Below are 20,599 nucleotides of genomic sequence, written 5' to 3' on the forward strand. Positions count from 1 at the left end.
GAGAGTGCGACAGCTCATGGAATCATCGTCCGTTCCGTGTGCGATGTCTGTCAACATTCGGAGTTTCTGAATTAATTCGGGACGGGCGACGCGGTGAGCGGATCCCGGTACAGCACGTCGAGGGCCACCGCGCCGCCCGCCACGGCCAGCACGGAGTCCCCGAAGCTCGTCGGCACCACACTCGCGGCCCGCTCCGCCCCCACCTCCGCCCGCAGCGCGGCGAGGCAGTCCTCGCGGTGCAGCACGCCCACCTCGGTGACGACGACCCGCTCGGGGTTGAGGACGTCCAGCAGCAGCCCCGCCGCCCGTCCCGTCATCCGGGCACGCTCCCGCAGCAGCCGGACCGCCTCCGCGTTCCCCGCCCCGGCCGCGGCGAGCACGGCCATCGGGTTCACCCCGTCCGTGATCCCCGCCTCCCGGGCCCGCCGGCACAGCGTCCGCTCGCTCAGCTCGACCTGGAGGCAGCCGGTCCGGCCGCAGGAGCACGGCTCGGTGCCGCCGGCCAGCGGCAGGTGCGCGACGGCTCCCGCCTGGGAACGGGGGCCGTGGTGCACCTCGTCATGGGTGGCGAACGCCGCGTCGACCACGTTCCCCACGAACAGATGCAGCACACTGCGGCTGCCGCCCGCCCGCCCGAACAGCCGCTCCGCGTTCACCAGCGCCCGCGCGTGCCCGTCCACATGGACCGGCAGCCCGGTGTGGGCGCCGAGCAGCTCCCGCACCGGCACCTCGCGCCAGGCGAGCAGCGGATGCTCCACGACGGTCCCCGAGTCCCGGTCCACCCAGCCGCCGGCGGCGACCCCGACCCCCAGCGGCCGGCTGTCCGCCGCCTGTGCGAGCAGCCCCGCCAGCCCCTCGGCGGCCCGCTCCAGCACCTCGTACGGCTCGGTGCCGCGGTGCTTGACCTCACGGCGCGCCAGCACCCGGCCCCGCAGATCGAGCAGCGCGACCGTGGTGTACGGCACGGCCACGTGCACCCCGCCGACCACGAACCGCGAGTCGTCCAGGTCGACGGGGACGTGCGGCCGGCCGGCCCCGTTGCTGCGCCGGGGCGCGGCCGACTCCCGGATCAGGCCGAGGGCCGTGAGCCGGGTGCAGTGGTCGGTGACGGCGGCCGGGGACAGCCCCGTCAGCCGGGCGATGGTGGAGCGGGCGACCGGGCCGTGCTCCAGCACGGACCGCAGGATCACACTGGCGCTGGTGCGGCGCCGGTCGCTGTCGGCGACACGGGGGACGGGGGACTTGCGGGGGGCGGGGGGTGCCGCGGTGCGGGGCATGGTTGACCGTCCTCGGGAACGGGGCCGACACGTCTCGGAAGCCGAGGCGGGTCGGGGCCCGCCTCAGACCGGGCGGCGACAGGTGGCCGTGCCCTGGCGCCGCAGGTCGACATAGCGACGCGACGTGAGGTTCAGGGACTGGGCGACAACCATGGCTGGAAGAGTAGGGCAGGAAAGGTGAATCCGACCAGAGCACTAGGATTCCTTTGGCGAGTGTTCACAATCCGCCGGCCAGGTGCAGGGTGAGCGAAACCTCGCCACCTCAGTGATCGTCGTCACGCCTGGGCCGGTGTAGCGGACATCCTTTGTGAAGATCCCATCAAGCTTCCGCCGCCCTCTTTGTCGACCGCTGACGGTGGGCGGCCCAGGACCGCTGGGATAGCGTCACTCCGTCCCCAACCTCCCCTCCTCTCCGCGGAGTCCCCATGAGCACCGCCGTCGCCAGCGCCAGCCCCGGACGGGTCCTCGCCGACCTCCTGCCCGCGTCCCGCGTCCGTGACGTCGCGCTCGTGCTCGGCGGAGCCGCGCTCACCGGCCTCGCGGCCCAGATCGCGGTGCCCGTCCCCGGATCCCCGGTCCCGGTGACCGGCCAGACCTTCGCCGCGCTCCTCGTCGGCACCTCCCTCGGTGCCCGCCGCGGCGTCTCCGCGCTCGTGCTGTACGCGCTGGCCGGGCTCGCCGGTGTCCCGTGGTTCGCGGACGGCTCCGCCGGGCTCTCCGTCTCCTTCGGCTACATCCTCGGCATGATCCTCGCGTCCGCCGCCGTGGGCGCCCTGGCCCGCCGGGGCGCGGACCGCAGTGTGTGGCGCACCGCGGGAGCGATGCTGATCGGCGAGGCGATCATCTACGCCGTCGGCGTCCCCTACCTCGCCTACGCGGCCGGCATCCCCCTCGCCACCGCGGTCTCCGTCGGCCTCACCCCGTTCCTCGTCGGCGACGCGGTCAAGGCGCTGCTGGCGATGGGCCTGCTCCCCACGGCCTGGAAGTTCGCCGACCGCTGACGCCGGGCGCTGACACTCGGCCGGTGCCGACGCCCACCGCCCCGCGCCCCGCGCGACCTCACCCGGTGGGCGGTGTTCTGGTGGACGCCGGGTGGCCCGGGGGTGCCGGACGCGCGGGTGGGTGCGGCCGTCTGTGGCCCGTCGGCGCCTCCCGGGGGCCTCGCCCGTGTCCGTGTCCTTCGTGCCGCCTCCGCGTCCCCTGGCGGCGGTCCCTCGGGAGGTGCCGGCGCCCACCGCCCCGCGCGACCTCACCCGGTGGGCGGTGTTCTGGTGGACGCCGGGTGGCCCGGGGGTGCCGGACGCGCGGGTGGGTGCGGCCGTCTGTGGCCCGTCGGCGCCTCCCGGGGGCCTCGCCCGTGTCCTTCGTGCCGCCTCCGCGGCCCCTCGGCCACGGTCGACCGCGAGGGGCTCTGACTTGCGGGTGGGTGCGCGCCGCCCCCCGGCGACCCGCATGACACACTCGTCCCATGCGCGTGTATCTCGGCTCGGACCATGCCGGCTTCGAACTCAAGAACCACCTCGTCGAATGGCTCAGGGCGGCGGGCCACGACCCGGTCGACTGCGGCCCCCACATCTACGACGCCCAGGACGACTACCCGCCCTTCTGCCTGCGCGCCGCGGAGCGCACGGCCGCGGACAAGGACTCCCTCGGCATCGTGATCGGCGGCTCCGGCAACGGTGAGCAGATCGCCGCGAACAAGGTGAAGGGCGTCCGTGCGGCCCTCGCCTGGAGCGAGGAGACCGCGTCCCTCGGCCGCCAGCACAACGACGCCAACGTCGTCGCCGTCGGCGCCCGGATGCACACCACGGACGAGGCCACGAAGTTCGTCGAGACCTTCCTCGCCACCCCGTTCTCGGGCGACGAGCGCCACATCCGCCGCATCGACATGCTGGCCGACTACGAGACGACGGGCGACCTCCCGGCGATCCCGGCCCACCACCCGCAGCAGGACTGACAGCAGGACCGAGCCCGGCAGGCGGCAGGGGAGGGGTCCCGACTCCGAGGACCCCTCCCCTCCCACCGAGGAAGGACACGGCGACCGTGCCAGAGGGGCACACGATCCACCGGCTGGCGCTGGACTACGGTGAGCGGTTCCGCGGCACGGCACCCCGGGTGACCAGTCCCCAGGGCAAGTTCTCCGACGCCGCCGCCCTCCTGGACGGCGCCGAACTCACCGGCACCGAAGCCCACGGCAAGCACCTCTTCCTCGGCTTCCGCGACGACGAGTGGATCCACATCCACCTCGGCCTCTTCGGCAAGGTCGCCTTCGGCCCGGCCCCCGCGCCGCCACCCACCGACACCGTCCGCCTCCGCCTCGCGAACACCACCGCCTACGTCGACCTGCGCGGCCCCACGACCTGCGCCCTCGTCACGGATGCCGAGAAAGAGGCCATACACGCCCGCCTCGGCCCCGACCCCCTCCGCCCCGACGCCGACCCCGCCACGGCCTACGCCCGTGTCTCCCGCAGCCGTACGACGATCGCCGCGCTCCTGATGGACCAGAAGGTCATCGCCGGCGTCGGCAACGTCTACCGCGCCGAGGTCCTCTTCCGGCACCGCATCGACCCGTACCGCACCGGCCGGGACATCACCCCCGCCGAGTGGGACGCGATCTGGGCCGACCTCGTCGCCCTCATGCGCGAGGGCGTCCGCAACAACCGCATCGACACCGTCCGCCCCGAGCACACCCCCGAGGCGATGGGCCGCCCGCCGCGCGTCGACGACCACGGCGGCGAGGTGTACGTCTACCGCCGGGCCACCCTGCCCTGTCACCTCTGCGGCGACGGGATCCGCACCGCCGACCTCGCCGCCCGCAACCTCTTCTGGTGCCCCACCTGCCAGCAGGACTGACGACCGGCGGGGCCGGGCGGACGCGGCCTCAGAAGCCGTGCGGCAGCCAGGGCGCCACCGCCGACCCGAACCCCGCGGCCGCCGCCGCCAGCGCCCCCTCCCGCAGCTCGCGCACGCGGCCGGCCGCCCCGAGCGCGGCCAGGCTCACCCCGCCCAGATACGCCGCCCCCAGCTCCCGCACCGACACGGCGAGGTCGGCGGCGTCCGTCGTACGTTCGCAGACCGCGCCCTTCGGATCACCGGACAGCCGCCAACGCCCCGCGTTCCACGGGCAGAACGCGTCCTCGACCTCCAGCACCACGTCCACCGGCGCCTGGTACGTCCGCGCCTGGAGCGCCGCTCCCAGGTCCACCAGACGCACGTACAACTGGTCCCGCACCCGCAGCTCGCACCGGCGGATGTCGGACACCTGGTACTGCCACGCCTCGTCCAGCGGCCGCCCCCGTACCTTCAGCGAGCCCGTCAGGTCGATCCCGAACAGGAACCGCCACAGCGCCGCCTCCGACAGCGGATCCAGTGCCGCGAGGTCCTGGAGCTGCACCTCACCGTTGTGCCCGCTGTCCGTGTACCGCGGCCGCACCCGGAAACGGACGTAACCGCTGACGCGCCCCTCCCGCTCCGCGAGCACGCACTGCAGGGGCGACGCCCCGTCCCGCTCGGTCTGCGCCCCCAGCACCGCCAGCTCCTCCCAGCCGGGCCGCCGGTCGAGCATCCCCGGCCGCAGGGCCACCGTGCGCGCGTACACCGCCTCGCAGGCGTCCAGCGTGGCGCGCGGATCGGCGTACGTCAGCCGTACGTCGTCCGTACCCTCCGGTACGGACAGCCGGACCCGGCCGGTGTCGATCTCGGCGTGCAGACCGAAGGTCGCCGCCGCGTAGCCGAACCGGCCGTAGATCTCCGGCTCCGAGGCCGTCAGGACGGCGAGCGGCTCGCCCCAGGCCCGGACGTCGTCCAGCTGCCGCCGCATCATCGACGTCAGCAGCCCGCGCCGCCGGTGCGTGGCGCTCACCCCGACCATCGTCACGCCCGCCGCCGGCACCGAGGCCCCGCCCGGCACGGTCAGCCGGAAGTCGTACGCCCCCGCCGTGCCGACCGGCTCTCCGCCGTCCCAGGCGCCCACGGACCGCTCGCAGGAGGTGAGCCGACGCCACAGCTCCCGCTCCTCGGCCGACTCCGTGACCCCGCCGAAGGCGCGCAGCAGGACGTCGTACCACCGGTCCCAGTCCTCGGAGCGCAGCACGCGCAGCTCGGCCCCCCGGGCCCCGGCAGCGTCGGAAGAGGTCGCGCGGCCCGTGGACCCTGTCGTCGTCGCCCCAGTCGTCATGCGTCCATGCCTAGCAGTCGCCTGCGAGACGAGCCAGGGAATTTCCCCCTCCGTGCCACGTGAGCGCTTTCCATGAAGTTCACTGTGAAGTTGAACCTCGGACGGGGGACAAGTGGGACCTCCCGTGCCAAGCGGTGGGTTGGATGGATAGGGTCCCGAACTAATGACAGAAGGACGACAGCGGCGCGCGGAAGCCGAGACGTTGACGGCCCGGTTGAGGCACTTGATGCACCGGGTCCGCACCGGCGTGCGCCGAAGCGCCGTCGACTACTTCCGCGGCGACGGTTCGGACTGGATCGCGCTGGCCTTCCTGCTCCTCACCGTCCCGCTGATCGCCGCCACCACCCTCGCCAACTCGGTGTGGTGCTCACCGGCCGCGCTCGTCCTGCCGATCGTGGCCGGCGGCCTGCTGCTGCGCCCGTCCAGCCTGCTCGGGCTGTACGCGGCGGCCGCCACCGCGCTGATCGTCGAGTCCGTGCAGCTCGGCCCGTACACCCAGGGGCCCTCCCGGGTCACCCCGGGCGTGGTCCTGGTCGTGGCCGCATGCGGTTTCTTCGGCCTGCTCATCGCCCAGTTCCGCAGCCGGGTCGGCGTGCCCTGGAGACGCGGCGGCACCATGCTCTTCGACCTGCGCGAACGTATCCGCGTGCAGAGCAAGCTGCCGAAGCTCCCGCACGGCTGGCACCGCGAGATGGCCCTGCGCCCGGCGGGCGGGCAGTCCTTCTCCGGTGACTTCGTCGTCGCGGCCCGCACCAACGGCGGCCGCACCATGGAGGTCGTCCTGACCGACGTCTCCGGCAAGGGCATGGACGCGGGCTCCCGCGCCCTGCTCCTGTCGGGCGCCTTCGGCGGCCTCCTCGGCTCCCTGCCGCCGCACGCCTTCCTCCCGGCCGCCAACGGCTACCTCCTCCGCCAGGACTGGGACGAGGGCTTCGCCACCTCCATCCACCTGGTCCTGGACCTCGACTCCGGCGACTACGAGCTCTACTCGGCCGGCCACCCGCCGGGCCTGCAGCTCAGCGCGGGCAGCGGCCGCTGGGAGGAGAAGGCCGCCGAGGGGCCGTTGCTGGGCGTCTACGAGGGCGCCCAGTTCGACCCCGTGAAGGGCTCCCTGCGCCCCGGAGACGTCCTGATGCTCTTCACCGACGGCCTGGTGGAGACCTCCGACCGCGACATCGTCGAGGGCATCGACCGCCTCACCGGCGAGGCCGACCGCTATGTCGCCGGCGGCTTCCAGGGCGCGGCGTGGCACCTCATCGAGGCGGTCGCGAAGGACGTCAACGACGACCGGGCCCTGCTCCTGGTCTGCCGGGAAGGCCCGACGGCGACGGCCCCGGCGCCGCACCCGGTCCCCTGACCGTCCGTTTGTGCCACCCCTGTAACTACTGCCGCTTCGCGATTGCACCTGCGTTCGAGGACTTGGTACAGATGGAGGTGCGTAAGGCCACGGACGGGACGGACGGACCTCACCGGGGGAGGCGGTTTCGACATGAAGTTCGACATGGGTGCGCAGACGCTGTCGACGTTGCAGCGTGATTCGCGTGGGTCGAGTGATGATCTGGGTTCGCTGATCAAGCAGTTGGTGCAGGCGGCGACGCCGTTGGAGGGGAAGTTCAACGGTACGGGCCGGGTGATGTTCGATCAGTTCAAGGCGCGCGCGGACCAGATCGCCGGTGACCTGAACGCCTCCCTCGCCGCCATTCTGGGTGGTCAGTCGGGGATGGACTCGGCGTTCTCGTCGGGTGACCAGGAGCAGGGTGACAACGCGCGGCAGCAGATGTCCGCGGCGAACTTCGACGCGGCGCGGTTCGGCGCCCGCTGAGCCCCGGGGTGGAGTGGTTCGTTTCGGGGTGAACCGGCCCGTGTGTCCCCATGTGTTGGTCATGGACTTGTGGTGGCTCTGTGGGGATGGCCACCCTCGATTGCACAGGCAATCGGTCAGTTGATAGCAATGACTCTGCGCGCAGTGCGCGTGCGGTGAGACGAGTGAGCCGAACGGGGGCCTTCATGAAGTTCGACATGGGTGCGCAGACGCTGTCGACGTTGCAGCGTGATTCGCGTGGGTCGAGTGATGATCTGGGTTCGCTGATCAAGCAGTTGGTGCAGGCGGCGACGCCGTTGGAGGGGAAGTTCAACGGTACGGGCCGGGTGATGTTCGATCAGTTCAAGGCGCGCGCGGACCAGATCGCCGGTGACCTGAACGCTTCCCTCGCGGCCATTCTGGGTGGTCAGTCGGGGATGGACTCGGCGTTCTCGTCGGGTGACCAGGAGCAGGGTGACAACGCGCGGCAGCAGATGTCCGCGGCGAACTTCGACGCGGCGCGGTTCGGCGCCCGCTGAGGTGCGCGTGTCCGGTTCGGTCGGGTTCTTTCTTCTTTCCACGGGGAGTGATGTGTGATGGCTGGTGCGGGTTCGGATCGTCGGTCGTACGACACGGGTGCGTCTGCGGACGCGCAGGGGAACATCCAGGCGGTGGTGGCGCGACTGGAGGAGGTCATCGGTCAGCGTGACCGTCAGGTGAAGGCGGCGATGGCCGACTTCACGGCGGACGGGGTGGCGGAGGAGTACCACGGCAAGGAACAGCGGTGGAACTCCGCGTCGAACGAAGTGCGGAACATCATCAGTCTGTTGAAGTCGACGCTGGAGCAGAACGACGGTACGGCGCAGTCGACGATCCAGCGCGCGAAGGCCGCCGTCGACAACATCGGCTGAGGCAGTCGTCGGGCAGGGAAACGGGGGTTGACGGATGCCGGGCTGGGACCTGCAGCCGCAGGGTATTTCGGGTGTGGTGAAGACGACGGGGGAGACCGCGTCGCACTTGCAGAAGCACGCGACGGCTTTCGGTGAGCATCTGACGTCGGCGGCGTCGAGTGCGGGGACGATCTCGGCGGATGCGCCGGCCGCGGGCGGTGAGCAGGCGCAGGGCGGACTGGTGGCCCTTGCGCTGTCGCAGTACGCGGAGCGCGCGTCGAAGGACCTGTCCTTCGTCGCGGCGCGTGCCGGCAAGTCGCTCCAGGGCGTGGTGGACGCGACGACCGCGTACCTGAACGGCGACGAGCAGATGGCGTTGGAGGCGCAGCGCAACACGCTGAAGGCGCCGAAGCCGGACATGCCGGGGACGGGCAAGGCGTGATCAAGCCCGAACAGATCCCCCAGTTCACCGGCGACCTGGCGCAGTTGGAGCTGGACCACGCGAGTCTGAAGAAGGACGCCGGGAACGTCCGGGACACCGGCAAGGACGTCAACACCCAGTTCCAGGGCCTGTCGGCGTTCTACAAGGCGCCCGAGGCCGAGCAGCTCTTCGGCACCACCAAGCCGGTGCAGGACCGGGCGGACGACTTCGCGACGGACCTGGAGACGGTGTCGTCGGCGCTGTCCTCCTACGCCACCGAGATCCGTCCCCTCGTCTCCAAGCTCAAGGAGCTCAAGACCAAGGCGACCACCTTCGTCGACTCCGTGAAGGACGATGACGACTGGGAGTACGACGGCGACAAGGTCGACGAGCACAATCAGCTGCGGGACGACATCACGGCGACGGTGGCGGCGTTCTGGGCGGCGGAGCGGACCTGCCACAACAAGATCACCGGGATCTGGGGCGGGACCCAGATGGTCGCCGGGGACGGCTCGGAGCGCAAGGACCAGTACGGCTTCAACGCCGAGGACCTGAAGAACGCGAAGCTTCCCTGGGGTGACCCGGTGGAGGAGAGGCATCACTGGTACGAGGTCGGCCACTGGGTGAAGTCGTTCGTGTGGGACGGGCTGATCGTGGACGGCATCTGGGGCACCATCAAGGGCCTGGGCACGCTGGTGGGCTTCGGCGGCTGGGAGGCGATGGGCCAGGCGTGGAAGGGCCTCGCGCAGCTGGCGACGGGTCTCGCGCTGGCCTCCATCCCGGGTGTGGGCACGGCGTTCTGGCTGATCCCCGACGACAAGCTCCCTTCCTGGATCCGTGACTCGCGCACCGCGATGAAGGAGACGGGCAAGGCGCTGGTGGCGTGGGACGAGTGGGGCAAGAACCCCGGCCGGGCGGCCGGTGCGGTGACCTTCAACGTCCTGACGACGGTCTTCACCGGCGGCGCGGGCGGCGCGGCAGCAGGCGCGGGCAAGGCGGGCGCGGTCGCCAAGGTCCTGTCGGTCGCGGGCAAGGCGGGCCGGGTGATCGACCCGATGACGTACATCGCCAAGGGCGCGGGCGCGGGCCTGTCGAAGATCGGCGACATCGCCAAGGGGCTGAAGGGCCTCGGCAAGATCGAGATGCCCACGCTGCCGGACGGCTCGGTCCACCTTCCCGACGGCCGTCTGCTGGATCCGAACGGCAACCTCGTCTCGCCCGACGGCACCATCGACACCACGCCGGTCCCGCACGAGTCCGTACCGGCGTCGTACCAGACCCCCTCCGGGCTCCCGTCCCACTGGACGACCCAGACCCCGGGAGCCACACCGTCGTACGCCGCGCATACGGCCGACGGCGGGGCGTACACCGGGGCACATGCGACGAGCGACGGCATCCACGGCGGGACCCCGCACTCACCTGCGGGCGGCGGGACGTACACCGGCGGTCTGCACGCCACGTCGGACGGCATTTACGGCGGCATCCCGCACGGCACGGGCGACGCGGTCTCGGCGGGCGCGCACTCCGGTACGACCCCGTCGGCCTGGTACCACGACACGGCGGCGACCGGTGCGGCACACGACGTACCGACCACCACCCCGCACGACACGGCCCCGCACACCGGCGGCCACGACACCCCCGCCGCCCACCCCCACGACGGCTCGCACGGCGCCGGTCACGACGGAACCGGTCATGACGGACACGGTCACGACGGAGCAGGGCACGCGGACGGCGCCGCGCACACCGGTGACCACGCGGGCGCCTGGGACCACGTGGACGCCGGAGACGGGGGCCTGGACGCCGCCGGTCACCACGTCCCCGACACACCGGCCACCCCTGGCCACGCGGGGCCGGACGTGCCGGGGCATCCGGGGGCGGGGGAGCCGTTCGAGTACAAGCCGACCATGTCCAAGGCAGAGTTCGGTGGCCTGAGCGATGCGCAGAAGCACGCGGTGGCCGAGGCCGAACTCGCGCACGGCACAAATCCCGCGCCGAGCGTCAGCAACAAGGCCGGACTGGACTACGGCCACGCGAACTGGAAAGACCTCATGGACGGCCTTCCCGCGGAGAGGAAGAGCGGGCTGGTCACCTACACCGGTTCGGCGTACGACCCGATCAACAACCATCTTCGCTACGGCACGGACGTGCCCCAGCACATCCTTGACACCATCGACAACATGGACGAGGTCATGCACGCCCGTCCGGTGCCCGAGGACATCATGGTGGTGCGCGGCACCGGAATCGACCACCTCAACCTGAAGTCACCGCTGGACATGCAGGGTGGTGTCTTCGACGACAAGGCGTTCACCTCAACGGCTCTGGGCAAGACGCCGCCACCCCCGTTCGACGCCAAGCCGGTGCGGATGCATCTGCGGGTGCCGAAGGGCACGCCCGCTCTCTGGCTGGAGTCCATCACCCAGGTCAAGGGTGAACGGGAACTGCTTCTCGCCCGCGGCACGGAGTTCAAGGTGACGCGGGTGTTCATGGACGAGGCCGATGGCAAGTGGCACGTCTACGGGGAGGTTCTGCCGAGGCCGTAGCCTGCGTTGCAGATCAACCCGAGCAAAAGGAACGTGGACGCCATGAGCAGTGAACGACCGATCAACCCGCGCTTCGACGACGACATGATGTTCAACCTCGTGTCGCCGGGACCGCCGCGCTACGCCACCGGGACCGACAAACCGGTGCGGTACTTCTCCGTCGCCGACAAGGAGACCGGTGTGGTCCTCGGCTACGTGTGGGCCGGTGACGAGGACGATGCCGCCACCTGGGAGCCGCGGCAGGCCGCAGGGCCCCGGGCCTACTCCGAGGGGAGTATCTGGCACGCCCGGCTGGAGGATGCCAAGGAGCGCGGACTCCTGCCGTCGCAGGCCCTCGCGGAGCTGTTGGCCAACCCCGAGGGCAACAAAGGGCGAGCTCTGCCGGAGTCGCTGACCGACGCGCCCAACGCCGGCGTGGTCGAGACCCTGGCCGCGAGTGCGTAGCGAGCAACCACTCTCCTCCCCCCTCCCCGACCCCCGCCACCCCGTCTGGTACTTCCCCGTCACCGCCGACGACGGAGAGATCGTCGGGTACGTCTGGGGCGATCACACCGCCTCCGAGGTCGGCTGGGCGCGACGGGCCGCGCGCAGTTCGCGGGTGCGTGAGCTGGAGGGGAAGTGGGCGCACGAGGTGTTCGAGGCCGGGCAGCGGGAGGCCGCACCCGTCGTCGTGGTGGCCGGGCTCGCGCGGGCGAAGGGTGCCGGGACGGTCGTCGGCGCCTCCTCGAAGGAGGTCGTCGAGGAACTCGCCCGCACGGTCACCGAGGCCGACGACCACTGGCTGCTGGCCCAGCTCGCCGGTCCCGACAGCCACGCCTGGCACGAGCTGGCCGACGCCTTCGACGCGCTCACCGACGACGACCGGCACGTCGAGTGGGCCGGCGGAGATGTGCAGTCGAACGGGACCATCCACGTGGCGTATCCCCGCTACAGCGAGGCGCTGATGCGGGTCGGCGCGGCGCTCCACGCCGTCGGTGCCGTCACGCCCGAGTACCGCTGGACGGAGGCCCCTCTGCCCACGCCCGCACCGGACGGCCGGATCGCTCCGGCGGACGCCGTCCGTGCCGCCACCACGGTGCTGGTCGGCGAGCGCGTCAGTGAGGGCATGATCGCCGACGCGGCGAAGGACGGCCTGCTGGACGCCGTCGGAGCCTCGCTCCGCGCCTGGCACCTACGACGCACCCCTCCCACCGTTTCCACCTCATCCGACCCACGGAGAACCCCCACCCCATGACCACCCCGCCCCCCGGCAACCCCTACGCCACCCCCGCCCCCCAGGCCGTCCCCAACCCCTATGCGCAGCCGGGCGGCTACCCGCAGGCGGGCGGCTACCCCCAGCCGGGCGGCTACCCGCACGCGGGCGGTGTGCCGCAGCAGGCCGGGTCGTACGGGTATCCGGCCCCGCACGGCCGGCAGGGCTACGGCGCCCACCCCGGGCACCCCCAACCTCCCACGCCCGCCTGCATGTTCTGCGCGGGCGCCCCCGCCGTGCACGTCACCTTCCGGGCCCACCGCGGGATTCTGATCCTGATGACCTTCGGGAAGCAGAGCGGGATGATGTGTGCGACCTGCGGGGTCGCGGTGTACCGGGAGTTGACCACGCGGACGTTGTGGCAGGGGTGGTGGAGCCCGTTCTCCCTGTTCCTGTTCACGCCGTTCACGCTCCTCCACAACCTCGTCGTCGCCCGCAAGGTGAAGAAGCTCCAGGCCCCGGCGCCGGGGCAGCACGGGCCCCAGGTCGACCCCGGCGTACCCGTCCACAAGCGGCCGTTGGCGTATGTCGCGTTCGTCCCGGTGCTCTGGGTGCTGTTCATGATCGTGACGGGCCTGACGCAGGGCTCCTGACGGAGACCGCCGGGGGACACGACCCGCACCCCGGGTGTACGCCCCCGCCCCCCGTGCCTTATGTTGCACGGGCAAAGTAAGGGGGAATTTGCATGCTGCACCACGGGCACGACCCGAGGCGCGCGCCGTGACGATGAGTCTCGCCGAGATCGAGGCCGTCGCGTGCGCCGCGCACGCCGGGCAGACGGACAAGGCCGGGCGGCCCTACACCGAGCATCTGCGGGCCGTCGCCGAGGGCGTCCGCGCCCGGGGCGGCGGTGCGGAGCTGATCGCCGCGGGCTGGTTGCACGACGCCGTCGAGGACCGGGCGCTGAGCGAGGAGTGGCTGCACGAGGCCGACCTCGACCCGCGCACCAAGGACGTCGTCCTCGCCGTGACCAAGCGGGCGGGCGAACCGCCCGAGGCCTACGCGCGGCGGATCCTGGCCACACCCGGCGCCCGGCTCGTCAAGGCGGCCGACCTCGCGCACAACGCCGACCCGGACCGGCTCGCCGTACTCGACGAGGCGACCCGCGCCCGGCTGGAGCGGAAGTACAGCGCCATGAGGCAGTACCTCGGCCTCACCCCGCAGGACTGACGGCACACCACAGAAGCTACGCACAGGACGACGACGAATGGCACGGGACTACGACAGCCAACTGCTCGAGTCGGTGGCGGTGCGGCGGCGCCGGATGCGTGACGCGCTGCTGTTCGGCGCGCAGCGCGGCCGGCGCACGCTGGACGAACGGCTCGGCAAGGTGTTCGCGGGCATAGCGATCGCGGCCGTGCTCTGCGCCGGCTGCGTCGGCTGGTCCTTCCTGCAGGCCACGCTGGCCAAGCAGAAGGCCGAGCAGGAGAAGCAGCAACAGCGGCAGGAGCAGCTCTACGATCCCGCGAGCAGCGGCCCGTCCACAGGCGCGAGTGGGGAGAAGCGGTGAAGAGGACGAGCATGGGTGTCGGGTGCACGGCACATCGGCCGGATGGCCGGAAAGACGCGATGATAGGTTCCGGTGAGTGGTGAGCACTGCGACGACGTCTCGGACCCAGCTCAGCCGTATCACCCTGATCGGTGAACGGCGGCGCGCCGACCTCGTACTTCCGTCGGACACGCCCATCGGCCAACTGCTCCCCGACATACTGCGGTTGCTCGACGACCGGGTCGCGTCCCGGCCGACCACCCGTCAACTGGTCACCTCCGACGGCTCGGTGCTGCCGAACGACGCCACGCTGTCCTCGGCCCGGGTCGCCGACGGCGCCGTGCTCCAGCTCGTCCGGGCGCACGCCGCGCCCCCGGCGCCCGTCGTGCACGACGTCACCGACCTCGTCGCCGACGATCTCGACCTGCACGCCTGGCGCTGGCGCCCGGCCGCCCGCCGGGTCAGCGCCGGGGTCGCCACCGTCGTCTTCGCCGTGGCCGCCGCCGTCCTGGCCCGGCGCGAGTTCGCACCGGCGTCCGTCGCCACCGCGCTCGCCGTCATCACCGCGGTGTTCCTGCTGGCCGGCGCCGTCGTCGCGAAGATCGGCGACGGCAACCGGGGACTGGCGACCGCGCTGCTGGCCGCCTCCGGCGGACTCGGCCTGCTCACCGCGTGGACCGCGGCCGACGCCCACGACTGGTCCGGCGAGGCCCGCCTCGCCGGTGTCGTCGCCGCGGCCGTCCTCACCCTGGTGCTGCTCGCCTACTTCTCGCCCCTCGGCCGGGGCGGGCTCATCGGCGCCGGGGCGGCCGTCGGCATGGCAGCCGTGTGGGAGGCCGTCGCCGCCGTACAGGACCGTCCGGACCGGCTCGGTGCCGTGATGACCGTGTTCTCCGTGGTGCTGCTCGGGCTGCTGCCGCGGCTCGCGCTGATGGCCTCCGGGCTCACCGGACTGGACGACAAGCGGTCCTCGGGGGTGTCGGTGAGCCGGCACCAGGTCTCCAACGCGCTCGCCGCGACCCACCGCGGCCTGGCGCTCGCCACCGTCGTCACCGCCGCCTCGGCCGCCGCCGGCGGCTGGCTGCTGACCACCGCCGACCGGCCGAGCGCCTGGACGGTGACCCTGGCCTCGCTCACCGCCGTGGTGCTGCTGTCCCGGGCCCGGGCCTTCCCGCTGGCCGCGGAGGTCGTGGCGCTGTTCACGGCGGCCGGCGTCCTCGTCGTACGGCTCGCCGTGCTCTGGCTGGACCACGCCGGCGGCGCCGGCGCGCTGGCCCTGCTGGGGACCGCCGCGCTGCTGCCGCTGCTGGTCCTGGCGATCGAACCGCCCGAGCACGTCCGGATCCGGCTGCGGCGACTGGCCGATCTCGTCGAGTCCCTCGGGGTGATCGGTCTGTTCCCGCTGGCCGTCGGGGTGTTCGGCATCTACGGGCAACTGCTCGACAAGTTCTGAGGTCTGGGAGAAGGGCGACATGCCGAGCGGTGAGAACTGGCAGAACGACGTGCTGCGCGACCTGAGGGGCGGCGGACCGGGGGGTCCGCGGCCCGGCGTACCCGCGCAGCAGCCCGCGGCGGACAGCGCCCGGGCGCCCGGCCCGCAGGCCGAGAGCCCCGGCTACGGCTACCCGCCCCAGCAGCCCCAGCAGCACCAACCGCAGCCCGCCTACGGCTATCCCCCGCAGCAGTCGCAGCCGCAGCCGCCGTACACGGAACAGCCCCCGCAGCAGCCCCAGCCGCAGCCGTACGCCGAACAGCCCACCCCCGCTCCCCGGCAGACCCCCCGCCGCGCCGCCCCCGACACCCGCCCCGTCGTCGACAAGCGGCTCGCCGCCACCGGGCTCAAGCCGCGGCACGGTGAGCCCTTCGCCGCCCGCGCCCTGCGCGCCGTACGCCGGACGGTCTCGTCCTCCGCCGCGCGCGAGGTCGCCGAGACCACCGCGACCGCCGAGACGCTCCAGCGGACGGTCACCACCGGCCGGCAGATCGCCGTGACCTCCATCCGCGGCGGCTCCGGCAAGACCACCGTCGCCGCGCTGCTGGGCGCCACCTACGCCCACTACCGCCAGGACCCGGTGCTCCTCGTCGAGGCGGACCCCGCGCTCGGCTCGCTGCCGCTCAGGCTCGGCGCGGAGAGCCTGCGCTGGACCACCGGCGACCTCGCCGCCCTGGTCGAGCCGCAGATGTCGCTGCTCGACATCACCGGCTACCTCGTCCAGCTCCCGGAGAACGCCTGGCTGCTGCCCGGCAGCCAGGGGCAGGTCGGCGCGATGCTCGACACCCGCGGCTACGAGCGGGTCATGGTGTCGCTGCGCCGCTACTTCGGGGTGACCGTCGTCGACTGCGAGACGCTGCCCGCCGAGGTGGCCCGTACCGCGCTGTCCGCCGCGCAGGCCCGGGTGCTCACCACGCCCGCCACCCTGGAGGGCGTCGCCAGCACCCGCTCGGTGCTGGAGTGGATGCGCGGACTGCCCCGCGACATCACCACCACGACCGTCGTCGTCCTCACCGAGACGTCCCCGCACCCCGGCCTCGACCTGGACAAGGCCGCCGAGCAGCTCAAGGCGACCGGGGCGAGCGTCCGCGTCCTGCCCTACGACCGCCATCTCGCGGCCGGCGGCGCCATCCGCACCGATCTGCTCGCCCGCCCGACCCGGCAGGCCGTCACCCGGCTGGCCGCCGAGGTCTTCGAACTGTCCCAGAAGCGCCGTTGACCTCCCTCGACCGGACCCCTCGAAAGGCCCCCTCGCAGGGAACCCCGAAGGACAGACGATGAGTACCCGACTGATCCACCGCCCGGCGCGCACCACCCGCCCGCCGGCCGCCTCCGAGCCGCGCACCATAGAGGCCCCGCCCAACCTGCCCGAGGGCAAGGCCGGTTCCATCGCCACCTCGCTGCTGCCCGTCGCCGGCGTGATGTCCTCCGTCGTGATGATGACGGTCGTGCGCAACAGCCAGTTCGCCGGGCTCGGCGCGATCATCCTCGTCGTCACCCTCGTCGGCTCCCTCACCCTGGTCTTCTCCCAGCGCGGCAAGGCCCATCGCACCCGCCGCACCCAGCGCGAGGCCTACCTCGCCTATCTGGAGGACCTGCGCGAGGAGCTCAGCAAGGAGGAGCGCGAGCGCGCCGAGACCGCCCAGGTACTCAACCCGCCGCCGGACGCGCTGTACGACATCGTCCGCGACCCGGCGCGGCTGTGGGAGCGCCGACGGGTCGACGGAGACTTCCTGCGGGTGCGGGTCGGCACCGGTGAGATGCCGGTCCGGGACCTGAAGGTCGGTCAGCAGGGCTCGTCCGTGCTGACCCCGCCGGACCGGTTCATGCTGAACGAGGCGTCCGCGCTGATGTCCCGCTTCCGCACCGGCACCGACCTGCCGCTCACCGTGCCGCTGGACCGCGTCGGCAACATCAGTGTCGTCGGCGCCCGCGAGGACACCCTGCGGGTCGCCCGCGCGCTGCTCGTCCAGGCCGCCGCCACGCACGCCCCCGACGACGTGGCGTTCGCGCTCGCCGCGCCCGGCGACCGGATCGCCGACTGGGAATGGGCGAAGTGGCTGCCCCACCTCCTCGACCCCGAGCAGTACGACGGCCCCGTCGCCGCCCGTCGGATCGCGCCCTCCGTGCCCCAGCTGGCCCGGCGGATCGGCCCCGAGCTGCGCCGCCGCGCCTCCTTCGCCGCCGAGGTGCGCCGCGGCCTGTCCGGCAAGGACGCCCTCGGCATGACCTCCCGGCTGCTCGTCGTCGCCGACGCGCACGGCGACGACGCCGTCGACCTGCCCCGCCCCGACGACGCCGTCGGCCTGCGAGAGATGGGCGTCACCCTCCTGCACCTGCTCGACGAACGGGTGCAGGAGCCCGGCAGCGTCGGCGTGCGGATCACCGTCGACGGCGAGCGGATCGCCATCGAGGACCTGCGCGAGGAGGAGCCGATCGGCGCCCACGGCACGGTCGACGAGATCGGTGTCCCGTTCGCCGAGGGCTTCGCCCGGATGCTCGCCCCGCTCAGGCTGTCCGCCGACTCGATGGCCGCCGACGCCCCGCTCTCCGGCCCGGTCGACTTCGCCGAACTCCTCGGTATCGAGGACGTCGCCGACCTCGACCTGGCCCGGCTGTGGGCGCCGCGCGGCGAACGCGCCTTCCTGCGCGTGCCCATCGGCGTCAGCGACTCCCACGAACCCGTCCTGCTCGACCTGAAGGAGTCCTCCGAGCTGGGCATGGGTCCGCACGGCCTGTGCGTCGGCGCCACCGGCTCCGGCAAGTCCGAACTGCTGCGCACCCTGGTGCTCGCCCTCGTCGCCACGCACCCGCCGGAGGACCTCGCCATGGTCCTCGTCGACTACAAGGGCGGCGCGACCTTCGCCCCTTTCGCCGACCTCCCGCACGTGGCCGGCGTCATCACCAACCTGGAGAACCAGGCAGGGCTCGTCGAACGCGTCCACGCCTCCCTGGCCGGCGAGGTCAAGCGCCGCCAGCAGGTCCTCAAGGACGCCGGGAACGTCGCCGACATCGGCCACTACGCCGCCCTGCGCGCCGAGAAGCGCCCCGACCTCGACCCGCTGCCGCACCTCTTCGTGGTCATCGACGAGTTCGGTGAACTCCTCACCGCCAAGCCCGACTTCATCGACCTGTTCCTCTCCGTCGGCCGCATCGGCCGCTCCATCGGCGTGCACCTGCTGCTGTCCAGCCAGCGCATCGAGGGCGGCAAGCTCAAGGGCCTCGACACCTATCTGTCGTACCGGCTCGGCCTGCGCACCTTCTCCGCCGACGAGTCCCGCACGGTCCTCGACACCACCGACGCCTTCCACCTGCCGCCGCTGCCCGGCTTCGGCTACCTCAAGGTCGACACCAGCCACTACGAGCGCTTCAAGGCCGGCTACGTCTCCGGCGCCTACAGCGGCCCCGTCCGCCGCGAGCAGGAGGACACCGGTCCGCTCGCCCTGGAGTACGAGGCCTACAACACCCTCGGCCAGGAGGAGGGCGCCGCCCCGCAGGAGCCGCAGATGCGGCGCCGGGAGACCGGGCCCACCGAGATGGGTGTCATGGTCCAGCAGATCGAGGGCGCCGGCGCCCGCCCCGTACGCCAGATCTGGCTGCCCCCGCTGCCCGAGGCGATCGCCCTCGACAAGGTGGCCGGTCCTCTGGAGGTCGGCCCGCGCGGCACCCAGCTCGCCAAGCGGCGCGGCCCGCTCCAGGTGCCGCTGGGCGTCCTCGACGACCCCACCAAGCAGTGGCAGGGCCAGTGGTACCTGGACCTCACCGTGGCGGGCGGCCACGCGGCGGTCATCGGCGGCCCGCAGGCCGGCAAGACCACCCTGCTGCGCACCCTCGCCCTCTCCCTGGCGCTGACCCACACCCCGCAGGAGGTCGGCGTCTACGGCCTCGACCTGGTCGGCGGCGGACTCCAGGCGCTCGCCGGGCTCCCGCACGTCGGCGGGGTCGCCGGCCGTGCCGACCGCGAGCGCGCCGCCCGCACCATCGACTCGGTGCGCGGCATGCTCGACCAGCGCGAGGAACTCTTCCGCGTCCACCACATCGACTCGCTGGAGCAGCTGCGCACTCTGCGCGCGGCGGGCCGCCTCCCCGAGCTGGCCTCCACCGAGATCGTGCTGCTCATCGACGGCTTCGGCGCGCTGCGCGACGACTTCGAGGAGCTGGACGACGCGGTCGTCGACATCCTCAAGCGCGGCGGCGGCTACGGCATCCACGTCGTCGCGGGCATGCTCCGCTGGAACGACGTGCGCATCGCGACCCAGTCCCAGTTCGGCACCCGCGTCGAGCTGCGCCTGAACGACCCGAGCGAGTCCAGCGTCGAACGCAAGCTCGCCCAGACCCTCGCGCCCGAGGAGAAGGGCCGGGTCCTCACGGACGGCAAACTGTTCGCCCAGGTCGCGCTGCCCCGCACCGACGGTCTGGCCGACACCGCCGACCTCGGCGCGGTCCTGGAGCGCGCCGCCCGGCAGATCCGGGCCACCTGGACCGGCGAGGTCGCCCAGCCCGTCCGGGTCCTCCCGCACCTCCTCGAACCGCACATGCTGCCCGGCCCGTCCGCCGAACCCCGCCGGGTTGCCGTCGGCCTGGACCAGACCCAGCTGGCGCCGGTCCTGCTCGACCTGTTCCACCACGACCAGCACCTGCTGATCATGGGCGACAGCGAGTGCGGCAAGACCAACCTGCTCAAGGTGATCGCCCAGGGCCTGATCGAGCGCTACGGCGACGACGAGCTGGTCTTCGGCGTCATGGACCCGCGGCGCGGGCTGCGCGGCGCGATCCCGGAGGAGTACCGGGGCGGCTACGCCTACAACGCCAAGCTCGCCGCCGGCCTCGCCGCGGGCATCGCCACCGAACTCGACAAGCGGCTGCCCGACGAGAGCACGGACGCCTCCGACCTGGAGCCCGGCAGCTTCTCCGGCCCGCGGATCGTGATCCTGGTCGACGACTACGACGTCCTCACCACCGCCGGGCAGCAGCCCCTCGCCCCCTTCCTGCCGTACATCCCCTCGGCCCAGGACATCGGTCTGCACTTCGTCCTGACCCGACGGGTCGCGGGCGCCTCCCGGGGCCTGTACGAGCCGCTGCTGATGGGGCTGCGCGAGTCCGGCGCGGCGGCGCTGGTGATGTCCGGCGACCGTAGCGAGGGCCAGCTCTTCACCGGTGTCTACGCCTCCCAGCAGCCGCCCGGCCGCGGTGTGCTGGTCCGCAGGGGCGAGCCGAACCGACTGATCCAGACCGTCCACGCGGGGACGAGGTAGAGGGA

The 20,599-nt window shown here is 72.5% G+C and carries 19 protein-coding genes; 17 read left to right on the top strand and 2 right to left on the bottom strand.

What is annotated here, in order from left to right:
* Positions 1-71: 71 nt before the first annotated feature.
* Positions 72-1,277 carry an ROK family protein gene (locus tag U5640_RS29635; protein WP_340379179.1) on the bottom strand — a complete coding sequence of 402 codons (1,206 nt, stop codon included), beginning with the start codon at positions 1,275-1,277 and terminating at the stop codon, positions 72-74.
* A gap of 425 nt (positions 1,278-1,702) precedes the next feature.
* Between U5640_RS29635 and U5640_RS29640 the strand changes: the two genes are divergently transcribed.
* From U5640_RS29640 to U5640_RS29650, 3 genes are all read left to right on the top strand, one after another.
* The gene (locus U5640_RS29640; RefSeq protein ID WP_340379181.1) at positions 1,703-2,278 is read left to right on the top strand and encodes a biotin transporter BioY; all 576 of its coding nucleotides are present in this window, start codon (positions 1,703-1,705) and stop codon (positions 2,276-2,278) included.
* A gap of 467 nt (positions 2,279-2,745) precedes the next feature.
* On the top strand, positions 2,746-3,234 hold the full coding sequence (locus U5640_RS29645; protein ID WP_067244199.1) for a ribose-5-phosphate isomerase: 489 nt from the start codon (positions 2,746-2,748) through the stop codon (positions 3,232-3,234).
* Positions 3,235-3,320: 86 nt separating this feature from the next.
* The gene (locus U5640_RS29650; RefSeq protein ID WP_340379183.1) at positions 3,321-4,130 is read left to right on the top strand and encodes a DNA-formamidopyrimidine glycosylase family protein; all 810 of its coding nucleotides are present in this window, start codon (positions 3,321-3,323) and stop codon (positions 4,128-4,130) included.
* A 28-nt stretch (positions 4,131-4,158) separates the two neighbouring features.
* On the opposite strand, the gene U5640_RS29655 is transcribed toward U5640_RS29650, so the two are convergent.
* On the bottom strand, positions 4,159-5,454 hold the full coding sequence (locus tag U5640_RS29655) for a GNAT family N-acetyltransferase (protein ID WP_340379185.1): 1,296 nt from the start codon (positions 5,452-5,454) through the stop codon (positions 4,159-4,161).
* 163 nt (positions 5,455-5,617) lie between these two features.
* Between U5640_RS29655 and U5640_RS29660 the strand changes: the two genes are divergently transcribed.
* The 14 genes from U5640_RS29660 (at position 5,618) to eccCa (ending at position 20,594) form a co-directional block, all read left to right on the top strand.
* On the top strand, positions 5,618-6,811 hold the full coding sequence (locus U5640_RS29660) for a PP2C family protein-serine/threonine phosphatase (RefSeq protein ID WP_340379188.1): 1,194 nt from the start codon (positions 5,618-5,620) through the stop codon (positions 6,809-6,811).
* A gap of 132 nt (positions 6,812-6,943) precedes the next feature.
* Positions 6,944-7,276, top strand: coding sequence for a hypothetical protein (locus tag U5640_RS29665; RefSeq protein ID WP_340379190.1), 333 nt, complete (start codon positions 6,944-6,946; stop codon positions 7,274-7,276).
* A 185-nt stretch (positions 7,277-7,461) separates the two neighbouring features.
* Positions 7,462-7,794, top strand: coding sequence for a hypothetical protein (locus U5640_RS29670; protein ID WP_340379190.1), 333 nt, complete (start codon positions 7,462-7,464; stop codon positions 7,792-7,794).
* A 57-nt stretch (positions 7,795-7,851) separates the two neighbouring features.
* On the top strand, positions 7,852-8,166 hold the full coding sequence (locus U5640_RS29675; protein ID WP_340379192.1) for a pore-forming ESAT-6 family protein: 315 nt from the start codon (positions 7,852-7,854) through the stop codon (positions 8,164-8,166).
* A 34-nt stretch (positions 8,167-8,200) separates the two neighbouring features.
* The gene (locus U5640_RS29680) at positions 8,201-8,587 is read left to right on the top strand and encodes a DUF6507 family protein (protein WP_067244208.1); all 387 of its coding nucleotides are present in this window, start codon (positions 8,201-8,203) and stop codon (positions 8,585-8,587) included.
* Positions 8,584-11,106 (top strand): ADP-ribosyltransferase, encoded by a 2,523-nt coding sequence (locus tag U5640_RS29685; RefSeq protein ID WP_340379194.1) that lies wholly within the window; start codon positions 8,584-8,586, stop codon positions 11,104-11,106. Before U5640_RS29680 ends, U5640_RS29685 begins: the two co-directional genes overlap by 4 nt.
* A gap of 42 nt (positions 11,107-11,148) precedes the next feature.
* On the top strand, positions 11,149-11,550 hold the full coding sequence (locus U5640_RS29690; RefSeq protein ID WP_340379196.1) for a hypothetical protein: 402 nt from the start codon (positions 11,149-11,151) through the stop codon (positions 11,548-11,550).
* On the top strand, positions 11,543-12,340 hold the full coding sequence (locus U5640_RS29695) for a DUF6508 domain-containing protein (protein ID WP_340379198.1): 798 nt from the start codon (positions 11,543-11,545) through the stop codon (positions 12,338-12,340). Before U5640_RS29690 ends, U5640_RS29695 begins: the two co-directional genes overlap by 8 nt.
* Positions 12,337-12,951, top strand: coding sequence for a hypothetical protein (locus tag U5640_RS29700; protein WP_340379200.1), 615 nt, complete (start codon positions 12,337-12,339; stop codon positions 12,949-12,951). The genes U5640_RS29695 and U5640_RS29700 overlap by 4 nt, the downstream gene beginning before the upstream one ends.
* Before the next feature lie 133 nt (positions 12,952-13,084).
* Positions 13,085-13,528 (top strand): HD domain-containing protein, encoded by a 444-nt coding sequence (locus U5640_RS29705; protein WP_340385409.1) that lies wholly within the window; start codon positions 13,085-13,087, stop codon positions 13,526-13,528.
* A gap of 37 nt (positions 13,529-13,565) precedes the next feature.
* Positions 13,566-13,868, top strand: coding sequence for a hypothetical protein (locus U5640_RS29710; RefSeq protein ID WP_340379202.1), 303 nt, complete (start codon positions 13,566-13,568; stop codon positions 13,866-13,868).
* A gap of 76 nt (positions 13,869-13,944) precedes the next feature.
* The gene (gene eccD, locus U5640_RS29715) at positions 13,945-15,300 is read left to right on the top strand and encodes a type VII secretion integral membrane protein EccD (protein WP_340379204.1); all 1,356 of its coding nucleotides are present in this window, start codon (positions 13,945-13,947) and stop codon (positions 15,298-15,300) included.
* 19 nt (positions 15,301-15,319) lie between these two features.
* Positions 15,320-16,558: a MinD/ParA family protein gene (locus tag U5640_RS29720; RefSeq protein WP_340379206.1), complete on the top strand. Its 1,239-nt coding sequence runs from the start codon at positions 15,320-15,322 to the stop codon at positions 16,556-16,558.
* 58 nt (positions 16,559-16,616) lie between these two features.
* Entirely contained in the window at positions 16,617-20,594 is a 3,978-nt protein-coding gene (eccCa, locus tag U5640_RS29725; RefSeq protein ID WP_340379207.1) for a type VII secretion protein EccCa, read from the top strand.
* Positions 20,595-20,599: the final 5 nt, after the last annotated feature.

The sequence above is a fragment of the Streptomyces sp. SS7 genome (assembly GCF_037993025.1).
Lineage (GTDB): Bacteria > Actinomycetota > Actinomycetes > Streptomycetales > Streptomycetaceae > Streptomyces.

Bases quoted from the DNA above. Each gene is read 5' to 3' on its own strand.
- U5640_RS29680 (WP_067244208.1), top strand. From the start codon at position 8,201: ATGCCGGGCTGGGACCTGCAGCCGCAGGGTATTTCGGGTGTGGTGAAG.
- U5640_RS29640 (WP_340379181.1), top strand. From the start codon at position 1,703: ATGAGCACCGCCGTCGCCAGCGCCAGCCCCGGACGGGTCCTCGCCGAC.
- U5640_RS29700 (WP_340379200.1), top strand. From the start codon at position 12,337: ATGACCACCCCGCCCCCCGGCAACCCCTACGCCACCCCCGCCCCCCAG.
- U5640_RS29705 (WP_340385409.1), top strand. From the start codon at position 13,085: ATGAGTCTCGCCGAGATCGAGGCCGTCGCGTGCGCCGCGCACGCCGGG.
- U5640_RS29635 (WP_340379179.1), bottom strand. From the start codon at position 1,277: ATGCCCCGCACCGCGGCACCCCCCGCCCCCCGCAAGTCCCCCGTCCCC.
- U5640_RS29655 (WP_340379185.1), bottom strand. From the start codon at position 5,454: ATGACGACTGGGGCGACGACGACAGGGTCCACGGGCCGCGCGACCTCT.
- eccCa (WP_340379207.1), top strand. From the start codon at position 16,617: ATGAGTACCCGACTGATCCACCGCCCGGCGCGCACCACCCGCCCGCCG.
- U5640_RS29675 (WP_340379192.1), top strand. From the start codon at position 7,852: ATGGCTGGTGCGGGTTCGGATCGTCGGTCGTACGACACGGGTGCGTCT.
- U5640_RS29665 (WP_340379190.1), top strand. From the start codon at position 6,944: ATGAAGTTCGACATGGGTGCGCAGACGCTGTCGACGTTGCAGCGTGAT.
- U5640_RS29720 (WP_340379206.1), top strand. From the start codon at position 15,320: ATGCCGAGCGGTGAGAACTGGCAGAACGACGTGCTGCGCGACCTGAGG.
- U5640_RS29660 (WP_340379188.1), top strand. From the start codon at position 5,618: ATGACAGAAGGACGACAGCGGCGCGCGGAAGCCGAGACGTTGACGGCC.
- U5640_RS29670 (WP_340379190.1), top strand. From the start codon at position 7,462: ATGAAGTTCGACATGGGTGCGCAGACGCTGTCGACGTTGCAGCGTGAT.
- U5640_RS29690 (WP_340379196.1), top strand. From the start codon at position 11,149: ATGAGCAGTGAACGACCGATCAACCCGCGCTTCGACGACGACATGATG.
- U5640_RS29645 (WP_067244199.1), top strand. From the start codon at position 2,746: ATGCGCGTGTATCTCGGCTCGGACCATGCCGGCTTCGAACTCAAGAAC.
- U5640_RS29710 (WP_340379202.1), top strand. From the start codon at position 13,566: ATGGCACGGGACTACGACAGCCAACTGCTCGAGTCGGTGGCGGTGCGG.